At 65.7% G+C, this 24,111-nt stretch carries 27 protein-coding genes; 18 read left to right on the top strand and 9 right to left on the bottom strand.

The features are described from left to right. Positions 1 to 1,448 precede the first annotated feature (1,448 nt). Both VNW74_RS22750 and VNW74_RS22745 read left to right on the top strand, forming a co-directional pair. Positions 1,449 to 3,011, top strand: coding sequence for an MBL fold metallo-hydrolase (locus VNW74_RS22750; protein WP_325680992.1), 1,563 nt, complete (start codon positions 1,449 to 1,451; stop codon positions 3,009 to 3,011). Further along, positions 3,008 to 3,352, top strand: a complete 345-nt coding sequence (locus VNW74_RS22745; protein WP_325680990.1) for a hypothetical protein — start codon at positions 3,008 to 3,010, stop codon at positions 3,350 to 3,352. Before VNW74_RS22750 ends, VNW74_RS22745 begins: the two co-directional genes overlap by 4 nt. 8 nt (positions 3,353 to 3,360) lie before the next feature. Here the strand turns inward: VNW74_RS22745 and VNW74_RS22740 are convergent, their stop codons facing one another. Then, positions 3,361 to 4,935, bottom strand: coding sequence for an NAD(P)/FAD-dependent oxidoreductase (locus VNW74_RS22740; RefSeq protein ID WP_325680988.1), 1,575 nt, complete (start codon positions 4,933 to 4,935; stop codon positions 3,361 to 3,363). Positions 4,936 to 4,984: 49 nt separating this feature from the next. Further along, positions 4,985 to 5,611 carry a TetR/AcrR family transcriptional regulator gene (locus VNW74_RS22735; protein ID WP_325680986.1) on the bottom strand — a complete coding sequence of 209 codons (627 nt, stop codon included), beginning with the start codon at positions 5,609 to 5,611 and terminating at the stop codon, positions 4,985 to 4,987. A 70-nt stretch (positions 5,612 to 5,681) separates the two neighbouring features. On the opposite strand from VNW74_RS22735, the gene VNW74_RS22730 reads away from it, so the two are divergent. After that, positions 5,682 to 6,161 carry a DUF2834 domain-containing protein gene (locus tag VNW74_RS22730; RefSeq protein ID WP_325680984.1) on the top strand — a complete coding sequence of 160 codons (480 nt, stop codon included), beginning with the start codon at positions 5,682 to 5,684 and terminating at the stop codon, positions 6,159 to 6,161. Here the strand turns inward: VNW74_RS22730 and VNW74_RS22725 are convergent. Then, positions 6,158 to 7,294: a GGDEF domain-containing protein gene (locus tag VNW74_RS22725; protein WP_325680982.1), complete on the bottom strand. Its 1,137-nt coding sequence runs from the start codon at positions 7,292 to 7,294 to the stop codon at positions 6,158 to 6,160. The two genes, VNW74_RS22730 and VNW74_RS22725, sit on opposite strands and share 4 nt — an antisense overlap. A 120-nt stretch (positions 7,295 to 7,414) precedes the next feature. After that, complete coding sequence (gene serS, locus VNW74_RS22720; RefSeq protein ID WP_325680980.1) at positions 7,415 to 8,671, bottom strand: serine--tRNA ligase; 1,257 nt, start codon at positions 8,669 to 8,671, stop codon at positions 7,415 to 7,417. 93 nt (positions 8,672 to 8,764) lie between these two features. Here serS and VNW74_RS22715 point away from each other — a divergent pair, with 93 nt between their 5' ends. From VNW74_RS22715 to VNW74_RS22705, 3 genes are all read left to right on the top strand, one after another. Next, positions 8,765 to 10,117, top strand: coding sequence for a septum formation family protein (locus VNW74_RS22715; protein ID WP_325680978.1), 1,353 nt, complete (start codon positions 8,765 to 8,767; stop codon positions 10,115 to 10,117). 4 nt (positions 10,118 to 10,121) lie between these two features. Continuing rightward, complete coding sequence (locus tag VNW74_RS22710) at positions 10,122 to 10,472, top strand: metallopeptidase family protein (RefSeq protein ID WP_325680976.1); 351 nt, start codon at positions 10,122 to 10,124, stop codon at positions 10,470 to 10,472. 68 nt (positions 10,473 to 10,540) lie between these two features. Beyond that, positions 10,541 to 10,825, top strand: coding sequence for a hypothetical protein (locus tag VNW74_RS22705; RefSeq protein WP_414686751.1), 285 nt, complete (start codon positions 10,541 to 10,543; stop codon positions 10,823 to 10,825). Positions 10,826 to 10,838: 13 nt separating this feature from the next. On the opposite strand, the gene VNW74_RS22700 is transcribed toward VNW74_RS22705, so the two are convergent. Both VNW74_RS22700 and pheA read right to left on the bottom strand, forming a co-directional pair. After that, positions 10,839 to 11,528: a histidine phosphatase family protein gene (locus VNW74_RS22700; protein WP_325680974.1), complete on the bottom strand. Its 690-nt coding sequence runs from the start codon at positions 11,526 to 11,528 to the stop codon at positions 10,839 to 10,841. Further along, positions 11,525 to 12,466: a prephenate dehydratase gene (pheA, locus tag VNW74_RS22695; RefSeq protein ID WP_325680972.1), complete on the bottom strand. Its 942-nt coding sequence runs from the start codon at positions 12,464 to 12,466 to the stop codon at positions 11,525 to 11,527. The genes VNW74_RS22700 and pheA overlap by 4 nt, the downstream gene beginning before the upstream one ends. A gap of 101 nt (positions 12,467 to 12,567) precedes the next feature. On the opposite strand from pheA, the gene VNW74_RS22690 reads away from it, so the two are divergent. The 4 genes from VNW74_RS22690 to VNW74_RS22675 all read left to right on the top strand — a co-directional run bounded on the left by VNW74_RS22690 (position 12,568) and on the right by VNW74_RS22675 (position 16,034). Next, complete coding sequence (locus VNW74_RS22690; RefSeq protein ID WP_325680970.1) at positions 12,568 to 13,380, top strand: DUF2470 domain-containing protein; 813 nt, start codon at positions 12,568 to 12,570, stop codon at positions 13,378 to 13,380. Positions 13,381 to 13,418: 38 nt separating this feature from the next. Continuing rightward, positions 13,419 to 14,192 carry a type II CAAX endopeptidase family protein gene (locus VNW74_RS22685; RefSeq protein ID WP_325680968.1) on the top strand — a complete coding sequence of 258 codons (774 nt, stop codon included), beginning with the start codon at positions 13,419 to 13,421 and terminating at the stop codon, positions 14,190 to 14,192. Positions 14,193 to 14,210: 18 nt separating this feature from the next. Beyond that, positions 14,211 to 15,341 carry an LCP family protein gene (locus tag VNW74_RS22680; RefSeq protein ID WP_325680966.1) on the top strand — a complete coding sequence of 377 codons (1,131 nt, stop codon included), beginning with the start codon at positions 14,211 to 14,213 and terminating at the stop codon, positions 15,339 to 15,341. 147 nt (positions 15,342 to 15,488) lie between these two features. After that, positions 15,489 to 16,034, top strand: coding sequence for a ferritin (locus VNW74_RS22675; protein WP_325680964.1), 546 nt, complete (start codon positions 15,489 to 15,491; stop codon positions 16,032 to 16,034). On the opposite strand, the gene VNW74_RS22670 is transcribed toward VNW74_RS22675, so the two are convergent. From VNW74_RS22670 to VNW74_RS22660, 3 genes are all read right to left on the bottom strand, one after another. After that, on the bottom strand, positions 16,035 to 16,859 hold the full coding sequence (locus VNW74_RS22670; protein WP_325680963.1) for a glycerophosphodiester phosphodiesterase: 825 nt from the start codon (positions 16,857 to 16,859) through the stop codon (positions 16,035 to 16,037). Positions 16,860 to 16,863: 4 nt separating this feature from the next. Beyond that, positions 16,864 to 17,979 carry a DUF4328 domain-containing protein gene (locus VNW74_RS22665; RefSeq protein WP_325680961.1) on the bottom strand — a complete coding sequence of 372 codons (1,116 nt, stop codon included), beginning with the start codon at positions 17,977 to 17,979 and terminating at the stop codon, positions 16,864 to 16,866. An 86-nt stretch (positions 17,980 to 18,065) separates the two neighbouring features. Then, complete coding sequence (locus VNW74_RS22660; protein ID WP_325680959.1) at positions 18,066 to 18,410, bottom strand: rhodanese-like domain-containing protein; 345 nt, start codon at positions 18,408 to 18,410, stop codon at positions 18,066 to 18,068. 461 nt (positions 18,411 to 18,871) lie between these two features. Between VNW74_RS22660 and VNW74_RS22655 the strand changes: the two genes are divergently transcribed. The 8 genes from VNW74_RS22655 to VNW74_RS22620 all read left to right on the top strand — a co-directional run bounded on the left by VNW74_RS22655 (position 18,872) and on the right by VNW74_RS22620 (position 24,102). Beyond that, positions 18,872 to 19,036, top strand: a complete 165-nt coding sequence (locus tag VNW74_RS22655) for a hypothetical protein (RefSeq protein ID WP_325680957.1) — start codon at positions 18,872 to 18,874, stop codon at positions 19,034 to 19,036. 162 nt (positions 19,037 to 19,198) lie between these two features. Then, on the top strand, positions 19,199 to 19,822 hold the full coding sequence (locus VNW74_RS22650; RefSeq protein WP_325680955.1) for a superoxide dismutase: 624 nt from the start codon (positions 19,199 to 19,201) through the stop codon (positions 19,820 to 19,822). 201 nt (positions 19,823 to 20,023) lie between these two features. Beyond that, positions 20,024 to 20,557 carry a peptidase gene (locus VNW74_RS22645; RefSeq protein WP_324437854.1) on the top strand — a complete coding sequence of 178 codons (534 nt, stop codon included), beginning with the start codon at positions 20,024 to 20,026 and terminating at the stop codon, positions 20,555 to 20,557. Positions 20,558 to 20,989: 432 nt separating this feature from the next. Beyond that, positions 20,990 to 21,388: a transcriptional regulator gene (locus VNW74_RS22640; RefSeq protein WP_325680953.1), complete on the top strand. Its 399-nt coding sequence runs from the start codon at positions 20,990 to 20,992 to the stop codon at positions 21,386 to 21,388. An 87-nt stretch (positions 21,389 to 21,475) separates the two neighbouring features. Beyond that, positions 21,476 to 22,132 carry a DUF6474 family protein gene (locus VNW74_RS22635; RefSeq protein WP_325680952.1) on the top strand — a complete coding sequence of 219 codons (657 nt, stop codon included), beginning with the start codon at positions 21,476 to 21,478 and terminating at the stop codon, positions 22,130 to 22,132. A gap of 62 nt (positions 22,133 to 22,194) precedes the next feature. Next, a complete protein-coding gene (locus VNW74_RS22630; protein ID WP_325680950.1) occupies positions 22,195 to 22,893 on the top strand; it encodes a YcnI family protein in 699 nt (232 codons plus the stop codon). Beyond that, positions 22,890 to 23,405 (top strand): copper resistance CopC family protein, encoded by a 516-nt coding sequence (locus tag VNW74_RS22625; RefSeq protein ID WP_325680948.1) that lies wholly within the window; start codon positions 22,890 to 22,892, stop codon positions 23,403 to 23,405. The genes VNW74_RS22630 and VNW74_RS22625 overlap by 4 nt, the downstream gene beginning before the upstream one ends. 202 nt (positions 23,406 to 23,607) lie before the next feature. Next, the gene (locus VNW74_RS22620; protein WP_325681008.1) at positions 23,608 to 24,102 is read left to right on the top strand and encodes a nucleoid-structuring protein H-NS; all 495 of its coding nucleotides are present in this window, start codon (positions 23,608 to 23,610) and stop codon (positions 24,100 to 24,102) included. Positions 24,103 to 24,111: the final 9 nt, after the last annotated feature.

Raw genomic sequence — 24,111 nt, 5'->3', positions numbered from 1 at the left:
GTGGCAACGGGAAGTCCGGAAAGCCTCCATTATTGTTTGCGGCGAACGCAGTCCTTGCGCGAACCCGCGGCGACTCCGATGTCAGTAGGGATGTGCACCCATGCTTTCGGATGCGGAAATCGTTATAGCTGCGTTGTGGCAACCTAATAGGCGCACTATTTCCCATCAGGGCGACGTACATCATATAAAACTCCAACTCGTCAATCCAGGCCCCGCGCGGAGATGATCAATACTCACGTATAATGTGAAGTGGTCCGCGCCTGAATAATCCCGAAGCTGAAGCAATCCCGATGCAGCGGATTTGGCGCCGCTAAATAAGATATCGCAATTAACGCGATATCATCTCGCGATGTTCAGTCGGGGTAAACTCAAATATCCGGGGGGTCGCGACTGGTTCGCCGAACGATGCGCCTTGCATCCATATACTCGAACCAACTTCGGTACATATCGCGCCGACGAAGGCTCGTGGCACGAATATCGCACGGGTCAGGTACGTCGCAGGTGACGACGAGCAGCGGTGAATAATCGAGCCCCAGCGCTGCGTGTCCGCAGAAACCACGAAGATGTTGGGTGTCCGTATACCCCGCCGGCACCCCACTTACCGGCGCATTCCTGGATTTCGCAGGCTGCGCCCGTGAGGGCTCCCAAGAGACGCCTGGCCTTGAGCCCGGCACCCGATCATGAATCGTCCTCAACGGAACCAATTCGCCCCCTCACAGCAACGGCGGAGTAGCGGTGCTCGCTGCCTTATCGAGGCGTGGCACCTTGCCGGCTAGGCCAAGGAAGCTACGTCTGTGCTATTCAATATCGCGTCCGCATCAGGGGCTTACGTGCAGGTCAGGCCCCTATGTGGGCGGGGCCAACGATATTAAACAGAGGGTAAATATGCGGCATTATGGCCAAAACGTGACGCGATCGAGACATTATTGTGACCTTGCTAGACGGCCAGTTTAGGGAGCTTTAGTTAACTAAAAGTCGGTCACCCAGGTTCAGTTACCAAGTTATTGATCAGGTAGTACTGCATTTGTAGATCGTGCGGTGTGTCTGGCTGGTTGCAGCGGTGACACGGCAATTGTGCGGAGTTTGTGAAGACATCAGAAGCTACCGGCCTTTTAACGTCGATCTTGATCGCCGGCGTGCTGGGTTTGACGAGATTGTGGACCCGGGCGCGTCGCGGTTTTCCGTTGCGCGACATGTTTTTCTGTTGCGAGATATTACGAAACGCCGGTGCGTTGATGCTGGGACTGGTCCGCGGTAGCGATGCTGTCGTTGGGCTGGAATTATCCCCGCGGGCCGTAGGATGCGGAGTTCTTCGCCGCCACGGCGTCATGCCGAGGCCGCAACGCGCCGATTGCGACTACCGGCGGTGGCGGGCCGCACACCAGACATCCGCCCGCTAAGCTCGTTGCGGCACAAAGCGTCGCGGAAACAGTCACTGAAGGGCATTAGTGCAGGTCACGAGCATCGGCCATGCGGGCTTTCGGATCGAGACCGAGGCGGGCAGCATTCTGTGCGACCCCTGGGTCAATCCGGCCTACTTCGCGTCCTGGTTCCCCTTCCCGGACAACAGCGGGCTGGACTGGGACAGCCTGGGGAACTGCGACTATCTCTACGTCTCGCACCTGCACAAGGACCACTTCGACGCCGGGCTGCTGGCTGCGCACGTCAACAAAGACGCCGTCGTGCTGCTACCGGACTATCCGGTGCCCGACTTGAAAAATGCGCTGCAGATGCTGGGGTTTCACCGGTTCTTCGAAACCACCGACGCCGTCAAACACCGGATCAGCGGGCCGAAAGGCGACCTCGACGTCATGGTCATCGCACTGCGGGCACCTGCCGACGGGCCGATCGGCGATTCCGCGCTGGTGGTGTCCGACGGCGTGACGACGGCGTTCAATATGAACGACGCCCGCCCGGTCGACTTAGAGGTGTTGGCGTCCGAGTTCGGTCCCATCGACGTGCACATGCTGCAGTACTCCGGCGCGATCTGGTACCCGATGGTCTACGACATGCCGTCACGCGCCAAGGAGTCGTTCGGCAGTCAGAAGCGGCAACGCCAGATGGACCGGGCCCGTCAGTACGTCGCGCAGGTCGCAGCGACGTGGGTGATCCCATCGGCCGGCCCGCCGTGCTTTCTGGACCCCGAGCTGCGTGACCTCAACGACGACCACGACGACCCGGCCAACATCTTCCCCGACCAGATGGTGTTCCTCGACCAGATGCGCACGCACGGACACGACCGGGGACTGCTGATGATGCCCGGGTCGACAGCTGATTTTTCTGGTGCACAACTGAACTCGCTGCACCATCCGCTGCCCAGCGACCAAGTCGAGGCCATCTTCACCACCGGCAAGGCGGCCTATATCGCCGACTACGCCGCCCGCATGCAACCCGTGCTGGAGGCGGAGAAAGCCAGCTGGGCGCCCGCCGCCGGCGAGTCGCTGCTCGAGCCGCTGCGAGCGGTGTTCGAGCCGATCATGTTGGCCGGTGACGAGATCTGTGATGGTATCGGCTACCCCGTCGAACTCGTGCTACGGTCCGCAGCGCATCAAGAAAAAATTGTGCTCGACTTTCCCAAACGCACCGTGCGGGAAGCGATCCCCGATGAGAAATTCCGCTACGGCTTTGCCATCCCGCCGGAACTGGTCCGCACGGTGCTGCGCGACAACGAGCCCGACTGGGTCAACACCATCTTCCTGTCCACCCGGTTCAAGGCGTGGCGGGTCGGCGGCTACAACGAATACTTGTATACGTTCTTCAAATGCCTGACCGATGAGCGGATCGCCTACGCCGACGGCTGGTTCGGCGAGGCGCACGACGATACCGCGTCGATCACTTTGGACGGCTGGGAGATTCAGCGTCGGTGCCCGCATCTGAAAGCCGACCTGTCCAGGTTCGGCGTCGTCGAGGACACCACGCTGACCTGCAATCTGCACGGGTGGCAGTGGAACCTGGAGAACGGCCGCTGCCTCACCACGCGCGGCCACGAGCTTCGGTGCTCCCGGCTATGAACGTATCTAGCTACGGCTCATACGATGACGGCCTGGTCCAGCTGGACCGGGAGGCGATCACATTGCGCCGCTATCACTTTCCGTCCGGCACATCGAAGATCATCGCGCTGAACAAGATCCGTGGGTACCGGGCCGAACCGCTGGGGCTGTTCATGCACCGGTTCCGCATCTGGGGCAGCTCGGACCTGCGCCGCTGGCTGCCGCTGGACATGCGGCGGCCGCTACGGTCAACGCTGATCACCCTGGATGTTCCGGGAACCAGGCCGCGACCGGCGTTCACACCGGCGGATCCGGAAGAGTTCACCGCGCTGCTGGACCGGCTGCTGGATCAGCGGGACTAGCGGGCCGATCAGCGGCCGGCGTCGGCGAGCGCTTGACGCGCCGCGTTGTATCCCGGGATGAAGGTGATCCCCGGCCCGCCGTGACAGCCGGTGCTGGCCAGGTACAGCCCGTCGATCGGAATCGGCTGCCCGATAAAGCCCTTCGGGCCGGGCCGGTTGGGGCCGATCTGTTGCGCGTGGAACAAGCCGTGGCAGTAGTCGCCGCCCGGGGCGCCGAACATCACGCCCATGTGTTTGGGCGTGAAGGTGGTGTGCCGGCTGATGCTGCGCTCGAAATTGGGTGCCAATCGGGTGATCTTGTCGATCACCCGCTGACCCATTTCGACCTTCGCCTGACCGTAATCCGCGCCGCCTTCGATGGGGAACCACAATGCGAACGCCGACGCGGCGTGCTTGCCCTGCGGCGCTAGGTCAGGATCGTTCTGCGAGGGGATTTGGAAGACCACCGTCGGGTCGGCGGGCACGATCCCGCGCCGGCAGTCCTCCCACTGCTGTTGGACCTCCTCCGGCGTGTTGAAGATGCCGATGGAAGCCTGCATGCTCGGGTTGTTGAGCGCCTCATACGGTGCCGCGAACACGGGGGCCTCGTCCAGCGCGAAGTGCATCTGGATGTAGCTGCCGCGGTGGTCGATCCGCGCATATCGTTCGCGGATGTCGCCAGGCAGGGCGGCCGGGTCGATCAGGTCGTTGAGCGTCAGGTCCGGTGCGATCGCGGACACGACGATCGGGGCGATCAGGCTCTCACCGGCCTCGGTGCGAACCCCGGTCACATGGGAGTCGGAGACGAGCACTTCGGTCACCTTGGTGCGCAGCCGAATTTCGCCGCCACCGCTCACCAGTGAATCTGCCAGATGCGCCGTGAGCGCGCCGATGCCGCCGCGTAACTTCTTCATCTGCATGGTGTCGCCGTCGGGAACGCCGAGCCCGAAGGCAAGTGCGGCGGCGCTGCCCGGGGTGGCCGGCCCGCGGTAGAGGGTGTTGACGGCCAGCACGGTCATCGAGCCGCGCAGGGCGCCGTGTTTCTCCCGGTCGGGAAGGTAGCGGTCGAGCACGTCGGTGACCGATCCGAACAGCATGTCATCGATCGCCGAGCGCTCGAATTCATTTGTCGCGCAGGCATACATCTCATCGAACGTCTTGGGCGGCGCGCCGGCCTCGAACCGGCCCAACGCCCGCGTCGGCGCCTGCGCCCAGGCCATCAGCCCCACCATGCCGTTGACGGCGTCGGCCCCGTGCACCTCGTTGAGGTGGGTGAACAGTTTGATCGGGTCGCTGTACTGGACCATCGGATCGTCACCGATACCGCGCAGCGCCACCGACATCACGTCCAGGTCGATCGTCGGCAGGGTGTCCAGGCCCAGTTCCTGCCTGACCACCGGTGCGGTCGGGAACTGCACCGAGCCCGCGATCTCGAACTGGTACCCGTCGAAAAGCTCCACGGTGGACGCCATCCCGCCGGCGTAGAGCTTGGATTCCAGGCACAGGGTCCGCAGTCCGGCCTTCTGTAGCAGCACCGCCGCGGCCAGCCCGTTGTGTCCGGCGCCGATAACTATCGCGTCGTATCTTGTTTCACGTCCGCTCATGCTTCGCCCTCCAGGAATGCAGGCTGACATGCACCCAAAGTTTTGTCAATTATGACGAAACTGCGTCGGCTGTCCAGGCGTCGGTGATGCCGGCGCGCAACGATTCCAGCGCCACATGGCAGACCCGCGCCAGTTCGCCTAATGACCGGTTGTCACCCAGCATCCACACTTCCATCGCCCCGAAAACCGCCGCGGCGATGCAGCGCGCGGTCACCGCCGTGCGCAGCCGCTCATCCGGCGTCACGTCCGCTGCACAGCTACGACCTTGCAGCTGTGCCTCGATGGCCTCCGCGAAGTCGGCTTGCACATCTTGGATGTGCCGGACGATGCGGCCCGGGTCAAGCTCGCCGCCCCGTAACGCGGCGATTTTCGTCACTGCCTCAACGTCGTACGGAAACAAGAAGATTGCCGACTGCACCGAGTCGATGATCGGTTCATCGGCCGGTCTATCGTCCAGCGCCGCGCGAAACCAGTGCAGCCCGGTGTAGTCGGCAAACAACAGATCGTGTTTGGACCGGAAGTGGCGATAGAACGTCCGCAGCGATACTCCGGCGTCGGCGGCGATCTGTTCGGCCGAGGTGTCTTCGACGCCCTGGGCCAGAAATCGGACCAGCGCAGCCTGACGCAGGGCCTCGCGAGTGCGCTCGCTGCGCGCTGTCTGCGCCGGACGGACCATGGCAGTAAGGTACCTCAGATTTTGTTGTGTCAATCTTGACAAAACTTGGGGGCCCGGTGAGACTTCGCCCATGATCTGGCTCTACGTTCACGCAATACTCGGGCTCGCCGTCATCGGCTGGATCATCGCCTCGAACCCGAAGATCTACGCCAGACCGGCCGACGGACCGTGGCTGTCGCCGCTGGAATGCGTTTATTACGCAGCCGGCATCGCCTCGATCGCGCTGGGCTGGTACTTCAACATCCACTTCGTGCTCGACGCCGGCGGCCAGGGCACCATCGTCCAGGGCCCGGCCAGCTACCCGCACTTCCTACGCGAACAGTTCGCAAACCCGGCCGCAGGGTCGGGCGACCAGGACTACATCATCGCCAACGTCATTCTGCTACCGGTGTTCACCATCGTCGACGGCTATCGGCGCGGCATCCGACGTCCCTGGCTGTTCTTCCTCGCCAGCTTTTTCACCAGCTTTTCTTTCCCGCTCGCCTGGTACTTCGCCACCATCGAACGGCAGCGCCGTCACCAACACACCCTCGAGAAGGTGCCCGCCTAAGCGGTGAGTCCGTCACTGCGGTAATCACTTTCGTCAGCATCGAAGCTGTCCAGCCGCGGCGCAAGCGGCCAGTGGTGGTGGCCGGTCTGGTTTCCACCGCGTCGTTTGGCCCTATACATGGCGCCGTCGGCGGCCGCGATCAACTCCGCAAGTAACTCGACGCTGTCACCGGCAAGACGAGCAGGGTGAATGCCGGCGGTGCCAATGCTGGCGGTGATGCCGAACGGGAGTGCGGCGATCACCTCGCAGAGTTGCTGTGACCGCGGCTCCACCTCGTCTGGGTGCCAGATGTCGGCGATGACGAATTCCTCACCGCCCGAACGGCAGATGACCGTGGTGTCGGCGGTGGCGTCACGCAGCGCGCGTGCCACCGAGGCCAGCGCATCGTCGCCGGTGCCGTGCCCGTAGTTGTCGTTGAGTTCCTTGAAGCGGTCCAAGTCGATCACGGCGATGACGAAATAGGCCAGCTCGGCGCGACCCTGCTCTAGGCGGTCTTTCGCGCGCCGACGAAAGGCGCGCCGGGTCAGCAGGCCGGTGAGCTCGTCGCGTTCGGCCCGCACGGCGTCGGAACCGAGAACGTGCACAACCACCTGGATACCCAAGGGCACCACCAGATTGAGGATCACCAGCAACAAATAAGCACACGCGCCCGTGACGATGTTGTACCTGGCCCCCATACGGATGGCTTCGACAGCGCCGACCGAGCCGGCGATGGCAAAGTTGTAGGCCATCAAGGGTGCGGTGTGAAACAGCGCAATGTAGGTGGCCGTGGCCGCGAAGGTGGTACAGGTCAGCATGCCGATAACGGTGTGGTGTTGGGCCAGTGCGATCAGTGCGATGCAGGCGGTGGCCGCCACGGCGAACCGAATCGCCATCGCGCGGCTCGGCCAGCGCAAGGCCCATAACAACGCGCCAGCCGCGGCGCCCACGGACGCGGTCAACGTGCAGGCAACCGGAATAACGCCGCGTGGACCGGTAGGGGTCCAGATCGTCCCCAGCGCGTCGACCGACAAACCGGCCGCGATCATCGCGATGGTGGCGCGGGTGAGGATGGCCATCCCGCGGGCCTGCAGGTGCGAACTCAGCCGGTCGTAGTGGTCGGACTGTCGCCACCACCGAGTGAGCCGGCCCATCGCATTACACCCTCCGACGCGGTTGCCCCATCCACGCATGCAGGACGTTGGTCACAAGATGATAAGGCAGGGAGAGCGCTATCCGGTCTTTGCTCTCGACGACGGCAGCAAAGGCCGGACCTAAACCGGCTCCACCAACTCGGCACCGACGAACGGCACCAGCGCGTCGGGAACCCGCACACTGCCATCGGGCCGTTGGTGGTTTTCCAGGATGGCGACCAGCCAGCGGGTGGTGGCCAACGTGCCGTTGAGCGTCGCAGCGATCTGCGGCTTGCCGGCGGCATCCCGGTAGCGCGTCGCCAATCGGCGGGCCTGGAAGGTGGTGCAGTTGGACGTTGAGGTCAGCTCGCGGTAGGTCCCTTGCGTCGGCACCCAGGCCTCGCAATCGAACTTGCGGGCCGCCGACGAGCCGAGATCGCCTGCGGCCACGTCGATTACCCGGTAGGGCACCTCGATACGGGCCAGCATCTCTCGCTGCCAACCCAGCAGGCGCTGATGCTCGGCCTCGGCGTCGGCCGGCATGCAGTAGACGAATCCTTCGACCTTGTCGAACTGGTGCACCCGGATGATGCCGCGGGTGTCCTTGCCGTAACTGCCTGCTTCGCGGCGGAAGCACGTCGACCAGCCGGCGTAGCGCCGCGGGCCGCCGGACAGGTCGAGGATCTCGTCGGCGTGATAGCCGGCCAGCGGTACCTCCGACGTCCCGACGAGATAGAGGTTGTCGGCCTCGACCCGGTACACCTCCTCGGCGTGTGCGCCGAGGAAGCCGGTGCCCGACATCACCTCCGGACGCACCAGCACCGGCGGAATGATCGGGATGAAACCATTGTCCGCCGCCAGGCGGATCGCCAGCTGCAGCAGCCCCAGCTGCAGTAACGCGCCCCGACCGGTCAGGAAGTAGAACCGCGAACCGGACACCTTGGCGCCGCGCTCCATGTCGATCAGGCCCAGTGCCTCGCCGAGTTCCAAGTGGTCTTTCGGATTGTCGATGGCGGACGGCTCACCGACGACGTCGAGGACGCGGTAGTCGTCCTCGCCACCGGCGGGGACGCCGTCGATGATCACGTTCGAGATCGCCATGTGCGCCGCGGTGAACCGCGCCCCGGCTTCAGCCTGCTCGGCCTCGGCCACTTTGACCTGCTCGGCCAGTTCTTTGGCCCGCTGCAGCAGCGCCGGACGCTCGTCGGCGGCGGCGGCTCCCACCTTCTTGCTGGCGGCTTTTTGTTCGGCGCGCAGCGAATCGGCTCTCGAGATCGCGGTCCGCCGTGCGGTATCGGCTGCCAGCAGCGTGTCGACCAAAGCCGGGTCCTCGCCGCGGCTGGTCTGCGATTGGCGCACGGCGTCCGGGTTTTCGCGGAGCAACTTCAGGTCGATCACGGCCTAGAACCCTACGCGTGCGGCACCCGACGGCGACAACCACATGACGCTACTTCTGCAACAGCTGTCACGGGACACGGTCGGCCTGTCAGAATGGAACCGATGTCGAACGCAACCGAGCAGCACAAGTCGCCGGCCGGCCGGCTGGGACTTCGGCTACCGCGGGCCGAGTGGCTGACTGCTCTGCAGGCCTCGGCCACCCGACGCGCGCTGCTGCTGACCGCGCTGGGCGGTCTGCTGATTGCCGGGCTCGTCACCGCCCTTCCGATCGGGGGTGGTCCCGGTCGGCTGGCCGGCTACATCGACCCCGTGCCCAGCACCGGATCGAAGGGTAACGACGCCTTCAACCACGCCACCAGCGGTAACTGCCTGATGTGGCCGGATCGGATGCCCGAAGCTGCGACCATCGTCGACTGCAAAGACGACCACCGGTTCGAGGTCGCCGAATCGATCGACATGCGCACGTTCCCGGGTTCGGAGTATGGCCCGGACGCCCCGCCGCCGTCGGCCACCCGCATCGAGCAGATCAGCCAGGAGCAGTGCGAGTCGGCCGCGCGCCGCTACCTGGGCGCGAAATTCGACCCCAACAGCAAGTTCGTCATCAGCATGTTGTGGTCCGGCGACAAAGCGTGGCGGCAGAACGGCGAGCGGCGGATGCTGTGCGGCCTGCAGCTGCCGGGCGCGGGTAACGAGCAGATCGCTTTCAAGGGCAAGGTCGCCGACGTCGACCAGTCCAAGGTCTGGCCCGACGGTACGTGCCTGGGCATCGACCCGTCGACCAATCAACCCACCGACATTCCAATCGATTGCGCCGCGCCGCACGCGATGGAGGTCACTGGCACGGTCAGCTTGCTGGCCAAGTTTCCCGACGCGCTGCCCCCGGAGCCCGAACAGGACGGCTTCATCAAGGACTCCTGCACCAGGCTGACCGACGCCTACCTCGCCCCGGTTCAGTTGCGCAGCACCACCCTGACGCTGATTTACAGCACGCTGTCGCTGCCCAGCTGGTCGGCCGGTAGCCGACAGGTTGCCTGCAGCATCGGGGCGACCCTGGGTAACGGCGGCTGGGCGACGTTGCTCAACAGCGCCAAGGGGGCGCTGCGGATCAATGGTCAGCCTCCCGTTCCACCGCCCGACATCCCCCAGGAGCGGCTCAACCTGCCGCCGATCCCGGCAACCCCGGATACCGGCGGATCATCCGCGTCGTCGTCGAGCGGATCGTCGGCCAGCCAACCAAGGCAGGGCAACAACCACCTTCCGGGGCAACAGCCGGCAACCCAGCAGCAGCCCGCACCGGCCGCACCACCGCCGGCCCAGCCGGCCCCGGGGGCGCCTGCCCCTGAAGCGCCGCCACCGCCGGCTCCCGAAGCGCCACCCCCGCCGCCTGCGCCGGAAGCCCCGCCGCCGCCACCACCGCCGCCGCCACCGCCCCCTCCGGGGGGATAGCCGGGTGGCCGTGCGGATGGATCCGCAACGGTTCGACGAGGTGGTGTCCGACGCGCTCGACCTGATCCCGCCAAGGCTGGCCGCCGTGATGGACAACGTGGTGGTGCTGGTCGCCGACCGTCACCCCGACGAAGCCGACTTGCTTGGCCTGTACGAGGGCGTGGCGTTGACCGACCGCGATTCCCACTACGCCGGTTCGCTACCCGACACCATCACGATCTACCGCGAGGCGCTGTTGGACATCTGCGACCGCGAAGACCAGGTCGTCGACGAGGTCAGGATCACCGTGGTTCACGAGATCGCCCACCACTTCGGCATCGACGACGACCGGTTGCATGAACTGGGTTGGGCCTGACCAATTTCACGGCGATCTGGCGGGCGCGGCGCCGCGGATCTGTCGGCGATCGGTGCTAAGAACAGCGCATGAGCACCGCCGGCGACGATGCAGTGGGGGCACCCCCAGCCGCGCAGCGGCGAGGGGGACGAAGCGATGAGGAGGAGCGGCGCATCAGCAGGGGCTGCCGCGACTGCCGAGCAGGCTTGGACCATTGCCACGGCACGATCATTCGTCATTGGTTGCGCCGCTCGGAGTGCACCGAGGAAGGGTGCACCAGCCCGGAGGTGATGCCGCACGCTTTCGTCGTCGACTGCGAGGCGGTCGGCTGCGACTGCGCTGAGATGGGCGCGCCGTCCACCCTGGCGATCTGAACCGCAACGGCGCTCAGCCCATCGGGTCGCTGCCCGACTCCACCGCGTCAGTCACCGCAGTGACGTCTGGCTCCGGGTAGAACGGCGGCTTCAGGGTTCCCCATTGCACGCAGCTCCAGCGGCCGTCGGTGACCGGCGTCAGCACCACCGCCTCGGTGTTTTTGAGGTGATGATCGAGCACGAAGCTGCTTTCGACGCCGGCCAACACGGCGGCCGTCAGCCGAATCGCCGCCCCATGGCTGACGACGATGATGTCGCTGGTCCAATCGTCGTCGTCGAGATACCGCATCCGTAGATCGGTGACCACGGGCAGATAGCGGTCCAGCACCTGGTTGCCGGTCTCCCCACCGGGCAGCGGCACATCCCGCTCTCCCTCATGCCAACGCTTGTAGATAGCGTCGAACTCCGCGACCGCATCGTCGTCGCTGCGGTTTTCCAGCTCGCCGACCTGCACCTCGTGGATTCCGGTCACCTCGCTGGCCGGCACGTCGACCTCGACACTGATCTCCGCCGCGGTCTGCGCCGCACGGGTAGCCACCGAATGCAGCAACAGCCCGGGGCGGCTCAACCCGTCCCGCGCGAATGCCCGCGCCTGGTCCCGGCCCAACGGCGTCAATTCGCTCCCTGGCGGTCGGGTGTCCAACCGGCGATCAACGTTGCCGTAGGACTGACCGTGCCGCACTAATACCAGGCGACCGCTCATCGCGATTGCCCCTCGCCCGCCGACCCGTCACGCAGTCGCGCCAGCCACCGCGACGCCTCGTCCAACTGTGGTGGCGGTGCTCCAGCAGGTAGTCCGGTCGGCCAGGAACCCAGGTAGCGCACATCGGTACAACGCCGGTGCAGCGCCTTGAGTGCCTCGGCGACCGCGTCGTCGTCGATGTGGCCGACGCAGTCCAGGAAAAACATGTAGGTACCCAATTCGGTCCGGGTGGGACGGGATTCGATGCGGGTCAGGTCGATACCGCGGATCCCGAATTCGGCGAGCGCCGACACCAGCGCGCTCGGCGCATTGTCGATTCGCAACACCACCGACGTCCGATCGGCACCACTCCGTGCCGGCGGTTGCCCCGGCCGGCCTACCAGTAGAAAGCGTGTGCGCGCATTGGCTTCGTCGACCACGCCGTCGGCGAGCGTCGACAACCCGCGCTGGACGCCGGCCAGCGGCGAACTCACCGCGGCGTCGACGTGACCATCGGCGACTTGCTGCGCAGCGTCGGCATTGGAGTTGGCCGGGCGCAGTTCCACGGTGGGCAGATGGGCGGCCAGCCACCGCCGCACCTGCGCCGCAGCGACCGGGAAGGCGGCCAGCGTGTGGACGTCCACGGCTGTGCGACCCGGTTTGACGACAATGCTGAACGCCACGTCCAAGGTCAGCTCCGCGAACACCTGCAGCGGCGTGCCGATCGCCAGGCTGTCCAGGGTGGGCATGACCGAGCCGTCGATCGAGTTCTCGATCGGTACGCAGGCGTAAGCGGCCGTGCCGTCGCGAACCGCGTCGAGTGCAGCGGGTGTGCTGTCGACCGGCATCGGGCGCACGGCGGCCGGGCTGTGCTGCGGAACCATGCCGGTGTCGATCATCTGCAGCAGCGCCGCCTCGGTGAAGGTCCCTCCGGGACCGAGATACGCGATGCTCCCCACGACCAAAACCCTATCGGGTCGTACGTCTTGCGCCGTCCCATCATCCCTAGTTAAGTTAGGCTTACCTCACTAACTTTGCCCGCGAGCCAGGATGGTCAACGATGACACTTGCCGACTGCCCGGCACCCACGACGGCCGAGCGGATCCGCAGCACCTGCGTCCGGGCGAGCGGAGCGCTGCTGGCCGTCGAAGGCGCCGAGCCGCTCACCACCCCCCTGCACCATCTGCTCGGCGATGGGTCGTTCGCCGTCACCGTGCCGGTCGGCGGGGCGCTGGCCACGCATTTAGGCGACCGTGAGGCCGACGGCGCACAGGCCGTGCTGGAGTTGGCCGATTACGCGCCGCTGCCCCTGCGTGAACCGGTCCGCTCGCTGGTCTGGATCCGTGGCCGGCTGCACCAGGTGCCGCTGCCGATCGTGCACGGGTTGCTGGACAGGATCGCCACCGAGGACGCCAACCCGGCACTGCTGCAAGTGCAGACATCCGGGTCCCCCCCGGTGACTGATAAGTGCGCTGACGACACCCGCTACCTGCTGGCGCGACTGCAGATCGAGTCGGTGGTGGTGACCGACACGACCGGGGCTGAGGCCGTCGACGTGGCCAGCCTGCTGGCCGCGCGTCCGGACCCGTTCTGCGCGTTTGAATCGTGCTGGATTCGGCACCTGGACACCGCTCATCGAGACGTGGTCGCCCGGCTGGCCGCCCGGCTGCCCGCGCGGCTACGGCGCGGAGACGTCCGTCCGCTGGGCGTGGATCGCTACGGCGTCCGGTTACGTGTCGAAAGCGCCGAAGGCGATCGTGACGTCCGGCTGCCATTCCGCCAGCCGGTTGACGACGTCACCGGTCTGGGCCAGGCCATCCGGGTGCTGATGGGCTGCCCGTTCGTAAACGGCTTACGGGCCCGCCGAGACTGACCGGCGGGCGGCCGCCCGCACCCGGTTACCGTGTCGAGGTGACCTGGTCCCGCGGTGACGCCGACTGGCAGCCGACGCAGCGCCGCGCGTTGCGTATCGAGCTCGCGATCGTGCTGAGCGTGACGTTCGGTCTCAGCGCCGTCACCGCGATCCTGCAGCTCGCCGACTCGGTCCTGCGCAACCTGAGCACTCAGCGGATCCCGCTCAACCCGCGGCGGTCCTACTTCGACCTGATCGACCTCGGCCTGAATGCGACCGTCGTCGTACAATCGGCCGCCTGGGGTGGGCTTGGCCTGTACCTGCTGTGGCGCAGTGGATTAAGCCCGGCTCGCATCGGTTTAGCGCGCTTCCAGTGGCGCACCGACCTGACCGGCGGCGTCGGCCTGGCCGCGTTGATCGGCCTGCCCGGTCTGGCTCTCTACCTCGCGGCGCGGGCATTGCGGATCAATGCCCCGGTCATCCCGTCCGGCTTGAGCGATACCTGGTGGCGGGTTCCGATGCTGATGCTGATCGCCTTCGCCGCCGGCTGGGCCGAAGAGATCATCGTCGTCGGTTATCTGCTCACCCGGTTGGAGCAGCTGGGTGTGGGCGCGCGTGCGGCGCTGGTCTGGTCGAGCGTGCTGCGCGGCGCCTATCACCTCTACCAAGGCTTTGGCGCCGGACTGGGCAACGTCGCGATGGGCCTGGTGTTCGGGTATGCCTGGCGGCGCACCGGCCGGCTGTGGCCACTGGTGATCGCGCACGGGATCATCGACACCGTGGCGTTCGTCGGGTATGCCCTGCTGGCCGGTCATCTGCGCTGGCTGCACTGATGGAGTCCTGACGATCACATGAACGACCCCCATCCACCCGAGCCGTCGCCGGTCATCCCGCGCTACCCGCCGCGGAACCCGACCCGACGACCCCCGCCGCCGGCCACACCCGAGGCCCGGAGCCGGCGACCAGGTCCGGCCGGCCCGCCGCCCGCGCGCCCCCGTAAGCGGCGGCCGCGGCGCAAACGGGCCTGGGGTCAACTGATTTCACTGAGCCTGGTGATCGCCGTTCTGCTGATCAGTGCCGGCATCCTGGGCGGCACGTTGTGGATGGAGACCGCGCTGCACCACCAGCCGGTGCTGACGGACTATCCCGGCCGGCCCGCGGCCGGGCGGGGCACCACCTGGCTGCTGGTCGGCTCCGACAGCCGTCAGGGCCTCACCGTCGAACAGCAGCAGGAACTGGCGACCGGCGGCGACACCGGCAACGGCCGAACCGACACCATTCTGCTGGTCCATGTGCCGGCGTTGGGATCGCCCACTCCAACGACGATGGTCTCCATACCGCGCGACTCCTACGTGCCGATTCCCGGATACGGCCGCGACAAGATCAACGCGGCATTCGCGATGGGCGGGGCGCCGTTACTGGCGCAGACGGTCGAACAAGCCACCGGCCTGCGGCTCGACCATTACGCCGAGGTCGGATTCGGCGGCTTCGCCGTCCTGGTCGACGCGCTCGGCGGGATCACCGTTTGTCCGGTCACGCCGATGGACGATCCCCTTGCCGGCATCGACCTGCCGGCCGGATGCCAGAAACTCGACGGCCGCGACGCGCTCGGCTACGTCCGCTCCCGCGACACCCCGCGCGCCGACCTCGACCGCATGATCAACCAGCGGCGGTTCATGTCGGCGCTGCTGCATCGTGTCGCCAGCCCGGCGGTGTGGCTGAACCCGTGGCGGTGGTATTCGGTGCCGCACGCGGCGGCTGACGCCCTGACCGTCGACCACGGCGATCACGTGTGGGACATGGCCCGGCTGGGCTGGGCGTTGCACGGATCCACCGTCGCGTTGACTGTCCCGATCGGCGAGTTCACCGGCACCGACGTCGGCTCGGTCGTGGTGTGGGACCACGACAAGGCGGCCCAACTGTTCGAAGCACTGGCGGCCGACCAGACGGTACCGCCGGCGGTTCTCGGCGACCGACCATAACGCCGGCCTGACTACCGGAATTTGACAAATGCGCACGACCGCTCGACGAATTAATTCAACGTAGCCTTTCTTTACTTAGGTAAAGCTGGCCTGAGTAAGTATTACCTTGGATGACAATGGCCTTTGACCTGCGGTAGCGTACTTGTCATGAGTTATCAGGATGCCCACAAAACCAAATTCCATGCACTATTGCAGGAACAGATCTACAGCGAATTCACCAATGCGCAGCAGTATATCGCGATGGCCGTTTATTTCGATGGCGTCGACCTGCGACAGCTGGCGAAACACTTTTACGCTCAGGCTGTCGAGGAACGCAATCACGCGATGATGCTGGTGCAGTATCTACTCGATCGCGACGTGCGCGTCGAGATCCCCGGCGTGGCCGGGGTGCGCAATCAGTTCGACACCCCGCGGGATGCGCTGGCGTTGGCGCTGGATCAGGAGCGAACGGTCACCGAACAGGTCGGCAGGCTGGCGGCGGTGGCTCGCGACGAAGGCGACTACCTCGGCGAACAGTTCATCCAGTGGTTCCTCAAGGAACAGGTCGAAGAGATGGCGCTGATGACCTCGCTGGTGCGGGTCGCCGATCGCGCCGGAGCGAACTTGTTCGACCTGGAGAACTTCATCGCACGCGAAATCGACCCGCCGCACGCTGCGTCCGACGCGCCGGCCGCGGCCGGGGGCCGGCTCTGATCAGTGAGAGTCGGCGCCGGGCAGGCCGTCCTCCAGCCACGCTTTGACGCGGCCAGGGTGGTTGGTGGCCAACCATGCCACTCCGACGTCCCGGCAAAATCGGACATCTTCGTACTCATCGGACGTCCAGCAATACAGCGCCCGGCCCTGGGCCGCAGCACGGTCGACGAGCTCGGGGTGTTCCCGAAGGGTGGCCAGCGACGGCCCGACCGCGGTGGCCCCTACAGTGCTGGCCGCGCTGCTGGTGAGGTATCGATGACTCCGGCCGAGCAGCACCGTGGGCAGTAGCGGCGCTGCCCGCCGAACCCGCCACAGCGCGGCGGCGGAAAACGACATCACCACCGCGCGGGATCGATCCGCGGACGCCGGCACGGCGATGCCGAAGCGATGCAGCAGCGCCAACACCTTGCTTTCCACCAGTGCGCCGTACCGGACGGGATGCTTGGTCTCGATGAAGATCTTCACCGGCCGCTTCCAGTCCAGCACCAGGGTGACGAGGGCGTCCAACGTCAACAGGCCGGTATCGCCGTGAGCGCCGTCGGCGCGCCAACTGCCGTGCCACGCACCGTATTCCAGCTTGCGCAGCTCGGCGAGCGTCATCGCGCTGACCAGACCGGCGCCGGTCGACGTCCGGTCGAGGCGGCGATCATGCACACAGACCAGGTGGCCGTCACGGGTCAGCCGGACGTCGCATTCCACGCCATCGGCACCCTCCTTGAGGGCGAGATCGTATGCGGCCAACGTGTGTTCCGGCAGGGTGGCCGAGGCGCCGCGATGGGCCACCACGAACGGGTGCCGAGAGACCACGTCGTCGGCCCGCGTCATGCCACTATGCTGCCGGTTCCTCACCCGCCAACTCAACTGCGGGAGCCGATCCCGGCGCGCCGGGTCCATCGTCGGCGACCACCACCCAGCGATGGGCGGGCCGTTCGACCGGTTTGCTCTCAAATCCCTCGAAGACCCTCGAAGTGGCAATCACTGCGGCCAACGCGAGCAGGTAGGCGACGATCATGGCCACCGTGTTATTCGCGATGCCTTGGGCGTCCTGCGCCCCGCTGGTAATCGTTGTGAAGACCGAAGTGACGCTGCTGAGCAGCCACAGCAGCCACCATGCCCAGATCGGCCCGCGCAGCCGGGTGTAGCTGTCTTCCGTTTTCGCCAGCTCGATGACATAGACCAGCGACCACACCGCGGCGAGTAGGGGCAGACAACTGAACACCACACAGGCGGCCATCAACCCCCAGCTGGCTGAGTGACCGAACGTCGCCTGGGCAACGGCGAAGATGATCGCCAGCGCCATCGCGGCCGATGGAGGAAGCAGACAACCGGCCCTCAGCGCCCACGGCTTACGCGTCTCCGACCTACCGCAATGGGCGAAGGCAGCGGCGCGGCGCGCGATCAGCCATTGCGTCAGCAGCACGGCGTAGGTGATCACCGCCGCGATCGCGGCCAGACTGGCCAACACACTCAGCAGCGCGGCTGCGTCAGCCACCAGCCAATTCAGCAACGTGTTGCGGTTGATGATCAGCAGCACATAGCGCAGCAGATGAACCAGGGCTGCGATGCCCAGCGCCATCGCCGTCGCGAAGAACGCCGCATGCACCCGACGCGCCGGTGGGGATTGCCGCACCGCCGAACCGCGCCCGGCGCCATCCGATTCGATGCGATCCTGCAGACCCCAGCGCGGTATCACCGGGTATCGCGGCGTCGGCCCGAGCGGCCGCCGACGACGTCGTGGCGGCGGCGGCGGGCCGGGACGCACCGCAATCCACCGGTAGCCCGGTGGCAACCGCGGCGGTGTCTGCGGGCCGGCGCTCCACCGCGGATCGGCGCCGGGCGTATCTCCCGACGGCGCCAGCAGCGTCCCGCGGCAGCGCGGACACCACACACGCTGTCGATCACGAACGTTCCAGCGTGTGCCGCACTGGGAGCACACTTGGATCATTGGCGCCGCCCCTCGTCACGTCGCTCTGCATCGTCGCCGGCGCGGATCACCGCATCAGCCTAGCCGGGCGACGATGCATGGCTCGGTCAGACGCTGCCGGGGCCGCCGTCATCGGTGACCACTGCACGACCGGCGTTGGCCCACGCCAGCATCCCGCCACTGACGTTGACGGGTTCATACCCGTTGCGGGCCAGATACTGCGCCACTTTCTGCGAGCGGCCTCCGGCCTTGCAGATGACGTACAACTTCGCTTGTGGGTCGATCTCGTCGACCCGGGCCGGCACGTCACCCATCGGGATGTGCCGGGCGCCCGCGGCGTGACCGCGGCGCCATTCGTCGTCCTCCCGCACATCTAGCAACACTGCCCCCACGCCGAATTCAGTGGGCAGGTCGGCAACATCTGTCTGTGCGACCACCGGTTCACCGTCCATGCGCTTGATCTTGGCACGCGGGATCCCGCTGCGCAGAAAGCCTCATCCAGCTACCAACCGGTATCCACAGTTTCCACAGGTTTATCCACAACCGGCTATCCGACACCGGTCGCATTGATAAGGGGTCAATAGACCGGCTCGGGTACCAGCTGTGGATAACACCTCGGGTATTTCGCGTCGCGATCGACAGATCCGCCCGACGCTGAGCGAATTCTCAGCATGGGTCAAGCCGCCCCGCCGCATCCCCCTTATCGGGGATGTCACAGTGCAGCGGCCCCGGGGACCAGCCGCCGGGCTCGCGCCTGCCCATCAAGGTCGGCCAGCAAAAAGATGCTGGTCAGCCATCCGCTTTCGGCTCAATTTTCACGGCGGTACATAAGGGGTTATGATCGCGACCACTGGGAGTATCTGTGACTCATCTCACTGGGGGAAGAGTTGGACGCAAAGGTCGGGATCATCCGATGACAACGCAACCGATCGGGCCGCAGTCGCTGCCGGCGGGATCTTCGTCGCGCTGGTACACCGATTCGCCCACGTGCAATCGCTCCTACTTGCTCGCCGGTTTGCGCGCCGGCCTGATCGCCCTGGTTTTGCTGGCCGTCCTCGCCGTCATCATTTGGGTCTGAAGCCCCGCCGCGGGGTATTCGCGCATCGCACTCGTTCTTGCGGTGCGCGCGGTGATGGAGCAGGGTTGACATGGTTGACCAACCCAAGCCGCCGCGCCGCTAACAGCCTGCGAGTGGAGCGTCAGAAGTAGCTCGGCAACGATCATCGAAGGAAGGAATCCCGTGGCTGAATACACTTTGCCCGACCTGGACTGGGACTACGGAGCACTGGAGCCCCATATCTCGGGTCAAATCAACGAGCTGCACCACAGCAAGCACCACGCCACCTACGTCAAGGGCGCCAACGACGCCGTGGCCAAGCTGGAAGAGGTACGCGAGAAAGAGGATTTCTCGGCGATTCTGCTGTACGAGAAGAACCTGGCCTTCAACTTGGCCGGCCACGTCAACCACAGTCTGTGGTGGAAGAACTTGTCCCCCAACGGTGGTGACAAGCCGACCGGCGAGCTCGCGGCCGCCATTGATGACGCCTTCGGATCATTCGACAAGTTCCGCGGTCAGTTCACCTCGGCTGCCACCACCGTGCAGGGTTCGGGCTGGGCAGCACTTGGCTGGGACAGTCTCGGCCAGAAGCTCTTGGTATTCCAGGTATACGACCATCAGACCAATTTCCCGCTCGGCATCGTTCCGTTGCTGGTGCTTGACATGTGGGAGCACGCCTTCTACCTGCAGTACAAGAACGTGAAGGCCGACTTTGCCAAGGCATTCTGGAACGTCGTGAACTGGGAGGATGTCCAATCGCGTTACGCAGCGGCGACTTCGAAGGCCAAGGGGCTGATCGCTGGCTGACTTTAGTTGAATTCACCCGATCGGGGCGTCGCGCCATTCGCGCGGCGCCCCGATCACTATTTCGGCCGTGTTTCTTTTTACTGCTTCTTGCAGTTTGTTGCTCGTGTCAGCTTGCGGGTATCCACCGGCTGACGCATGCTGAGTTGATCGACCCACCGGCGTATCGCTGGGTACCCGAACCGATGTATGGCGGAGGGCGAAATGGAAACCGGGTCCGGCCGGGCCATCGAGGTGGCCCCATTCCATTCTCGTGGTGCCCTGAAAGGGTTTGTCATTTCCGGGCGTTGGCCCGACTCGACGAAAGAATGGGCACAACTGTTGATGGTTGCGGTCAGAGTAGCATCGCTACCTGGATTGCTAAACACCACAACGGTATTCGGTGCTCGTGAAGAACTCCCGGACGCTCCTGCGCCGGGCACCGTCGGACTGGTGCTGGCCGAGGGTCCGGTGGTTGGCGAATCCGCCATTCGGCCAGGCTATTTCGCTGACCATCAGCCGCCGGCTCTGTTGATGCTGCATCCACCCTCGGAGACCACGCCGTCGTTACCCGAATGCAACGGCGCGGCGTCGGGATGTGTGCTGCTGCCGGGGCTGCCGTATCTGGGGCTGGAGCACCGCGCCGCCTGGGTGGAGGCAGAGGCCGACGGGACGATCACCTCGATGGTGAGTCGCGTCGGCGTCGACCCCATCAGCCATCCCGACACTGCGATCCTGGCCATGCTGCTCGCCGCCTGAAGCTCCCCGAACTCGCCACGACGGTCCACGCGGGACGAAGCCGGTCGCCGTTGGTCTGCGGACGTGGCCGGAGGCGTGGTCAGAAACCGAGTTCACGAGTACCGCACCGCGCGTGACAGCAAATCGGCTTTTCGAGATGTCGGCGCAGCGCACCGGTTGCCGTAGCGTCGGATGCACTCGACCGGCGAAGCCACCTGCAGCGGTCGCTGAGCACAGAGGCCACGAAACGCTACACAATTCGCTTGGCATGTCTTGTGAATTCGCTGCGTAAAGAGCTCGCGGCACATTGGCCGGGCCGCAAGCGACCACTGCGGCCGTCGGCGGCTACCGCCCACAAGTTTGCACTTGGTTGCGGCGATAACTGTCGCTACGATGGTCAGCAAATACGTGGATGGAGTTATTTGTTCTACCGACCCGGTGGAGGTCATATCGATGAGCACGACGTTTTCTGCCCGCCTGAACCGCCTGTTCGACACGGTTTACCCGCCCGGGCGGGGGCCGCACACCTCCGCCGAGGTAATCGCGTCGCTTAAGTCGGAGGGCGTCACGATGTCGGCTCCCTACCTGTCGCAGCTACGCTCCGGCAACCGGACAAATCCGTCGGCCGCCACCATGGCCGCCTTGGCCAACTTCTTCCGTATCAAGCCCGCCTACTTCACCGACGACGAGTACTACGAAAAGCTCGACAGGGAATTGTCGTGGCTGATGACCATGCGCGACGAGGGTGTTCGGCGGATCGCCCTTCGCGCCAGCGGTTTGTCCGCGGAGGCGCAACACGACATCGCGCAGCGCGTTGACGAGCTACGCCGTAAGGAACACCTGGACGCCTAGCCGGCGATGCGGGCCGGTTAGGGTTGGCCCATCGATGGGGCACAGCGCACCTCGATCGTCGACGAGATACCGGGGAGGCGGCCGCGGATGGGCCTATTCGGCAAGCGAAAGACCCGCGCGACGCGTCGTGCCGAGGCTCGCGCGATCAAATCCCGGGCCAGACTCGAGGCGAGACTATCGGCGAAAAACGAGGCTCGCCGGTTCAAAACCGCACAGCGAGCCGAATCGAAGGCGCTCAGGGACCACTTGAGGGCACAGCGGGACAGCGACCTTACGGCGTTGAAAGTGGCCGAGACCAAACTCAAGGCGGTGCGAGAGGGCAAGTTGCTCTCGCCGATACGTATTCGCAGGATCCTGACGGTGTCTCGGCTGCTCGCTCCGATCGTGGTGCCGCTGGCTTATCGCGTCGCCATAGCCGCCCGCGGCTTGATCGACCAGCGGCGCGCCGACCAGCTCGGGGTTCCGTTAGCCCAGATCGGGCAGTTTTCCGGGCACGGCGGCCGGTTGTCGGCCCGCGTGGCCGGCGCCGAGCAATCGTTGCATACGGTGCAGGAAAAGAAGCCCAAGGACGCCGAGACCAACCAATTCGTGGCCGCCATTTCCGAACGTCTCACCGACTTGTCGGCGGCCGTCACCGCTGCAGAGAACATGCCCGCCGCACGCCGCCGTGCCGCCCACGCCGCAATCTCCCGACAACTCGATGAGATCGACGCCGACCTGATGGCGCGGCTCGGATTGACCTGAATCCATGGCCGCCCGCCGGGGGCGGTCTGATTCCACCCCTTCGACAAAGGAAGAGCAATCGGATGTCATGGCACCGCAATACGGTTTGGCGCGCCCTGATCTCGGCTGCCGCCGCCACCACGCTCTACCTCCTCGGATCGACTGCCGCCATCGCGCTGGCGTCGGCCCATGTCCAGGCCAGCAGCGACGACGCTGTCCGCGGCGGCATGGCGCTGGTCACCTTCCAGGTGCCCAATGAGTCCACCAAGGGGGCGGCCACCACCGCTCTCACGGTCGATCTATCCAACGTCACTTCCGTACAGGCCGAAACGCAGCCCGGTTGGTCGGCCAAACTCGACCGCGATCCCGCGTCCGGGGTCGTGCACTCGGTCACCTGGACGGCAGCACCGAACGGCGGCATTCCGGTCGATCAGTTCGGGCTGTTCCGGATCAATGTGAAGTTTCCCGACACCGACACCGTCAGCTTCCCGGCCACCCAGACCTACGCCGACGGAGCGGTGGTCAAGTGGGATCAGTCGCCGCAGCCTGGCGGGGCTGAGCCGTCCAATCCGGTGCCGATGCTGACGCTCGCCGAGGGGACGCCGTCGCCGCCCACCCATCACCCACATCCAACCAGCACCACAGCGCCGACCGCCGTGGCATCGCCGTCCACGCAAAAGCCAAGGGCCGCAGCCGATAACACCGCCCGGATCCTTGGTGGAGCCGCCCTACTCTTCGCTGCCCTGGGTATCGGTGTCGCGCTGCTGGCACGACGGACATGAGCCGGCGAGCACGCTTGGTTGCGGTGAGTCTGCTCTTGTTAGCGGTCACCATCGGCGCCACCTTGGCCGCCGGAGCCGCCAGTGCGCATGCCGCCCGGGTGTCGGTCGACCCCCCCGAGAATGCGGCTGTCAGCATCGGTCCGACGCACGTCAGCGCGACCTTCAACGAGGATCTGCAAACCACGTTCGCCGCGATGACGGTCATCGGTCCGGACCGCAACCTATGGTCTTCCGGGCAACCGCAGGTGCGGGGCGCGGTCGTCAGCGTCGGCGTACGACCGCTTGGACCGGCCGGAAACTACACCGCGAATTACCGAGTGACCTCGGCAGACGGGCACGTGGTGACCGGATCCTGGTCGTTTCGGCTGACGACAGCCGGCACCGGCACACCCGGGCCGACGGCGGACAACTCGGATACGGGGAGCGGCGACCTCCCGGTCTGGCCGTTCGTTGTCGGCGCGGTGGCGCTCGTGGCCGGCGCGGCGATATGGGCGGCGCGGAAGGGGCGCTGACGGCCCGGCGGTCGCCGGGCTAACCCGGAATGCCCACCTGGCATGATGGATTCGACTGCTGATGTACCTGGCCGGTGTACCCGACGAGAAACTGCAAAGGAGCAGCCGCATGGCAGACCCGCAGGATCACCCGGACAACACACCCGACAGCGAACCCGAACATCCGCCCGGCGCCGGACCCACCCCGCCCGCGCCGCCCACATTGCCGACCGACGACGCACCGGCAAAACCGCCGGAGCGCGCCGCGGAACCGTCCCCGCCATCGGCGAAGGCGCCGGATAAACCGGCGAAAAAGACGCCAGCCAAAAAAGCTCCGGCCAAGGCGGCAAAAGCGGCGAAAAAGGCTCAGCCGGCAGCACCGAAGAAGGCAGCAGCTAAAAAGGCGGCCGCCAAGAAGGCACCGGCCAAAAAAGCGCCAGCGAAGAAGGCGCCGGCCAAAAAAGTCGAACCCAGCGCCGCCACGCTGAAAAGCCAGCCCATACCGCCATCGCGGATCGAGACCAACGGCCAGCTTGCCGCGGCAGCGAAAGATGCCGCGGCACAGGCGAAATCGACTGTGGATGCGGCGAGCAACCCGGTGTCCGGGCAAGTTGGCGAGTCGTCAGCCGGTCGCTCACCGGTGCCGTTGGCGGTGGCGATCGCGATCAGTCTGCTGGCATTGCTACTGGCGCGCCAATTGCGTCGGCGCGCTAGCTAGCATGGCCCG

Source organism: Mycobacterium sp. (assembly GCF_035570115.1).
In the GTDB taxonomy this organism is placed as follows: Bacteria; Actinomycetota; Actinomycetes; order Mycobacteriales; family Mycobacteriaceae; genus Mycobacterium.
This window is presented reverse-complemented; position numbering and strand designations above follow the sequence as displayed.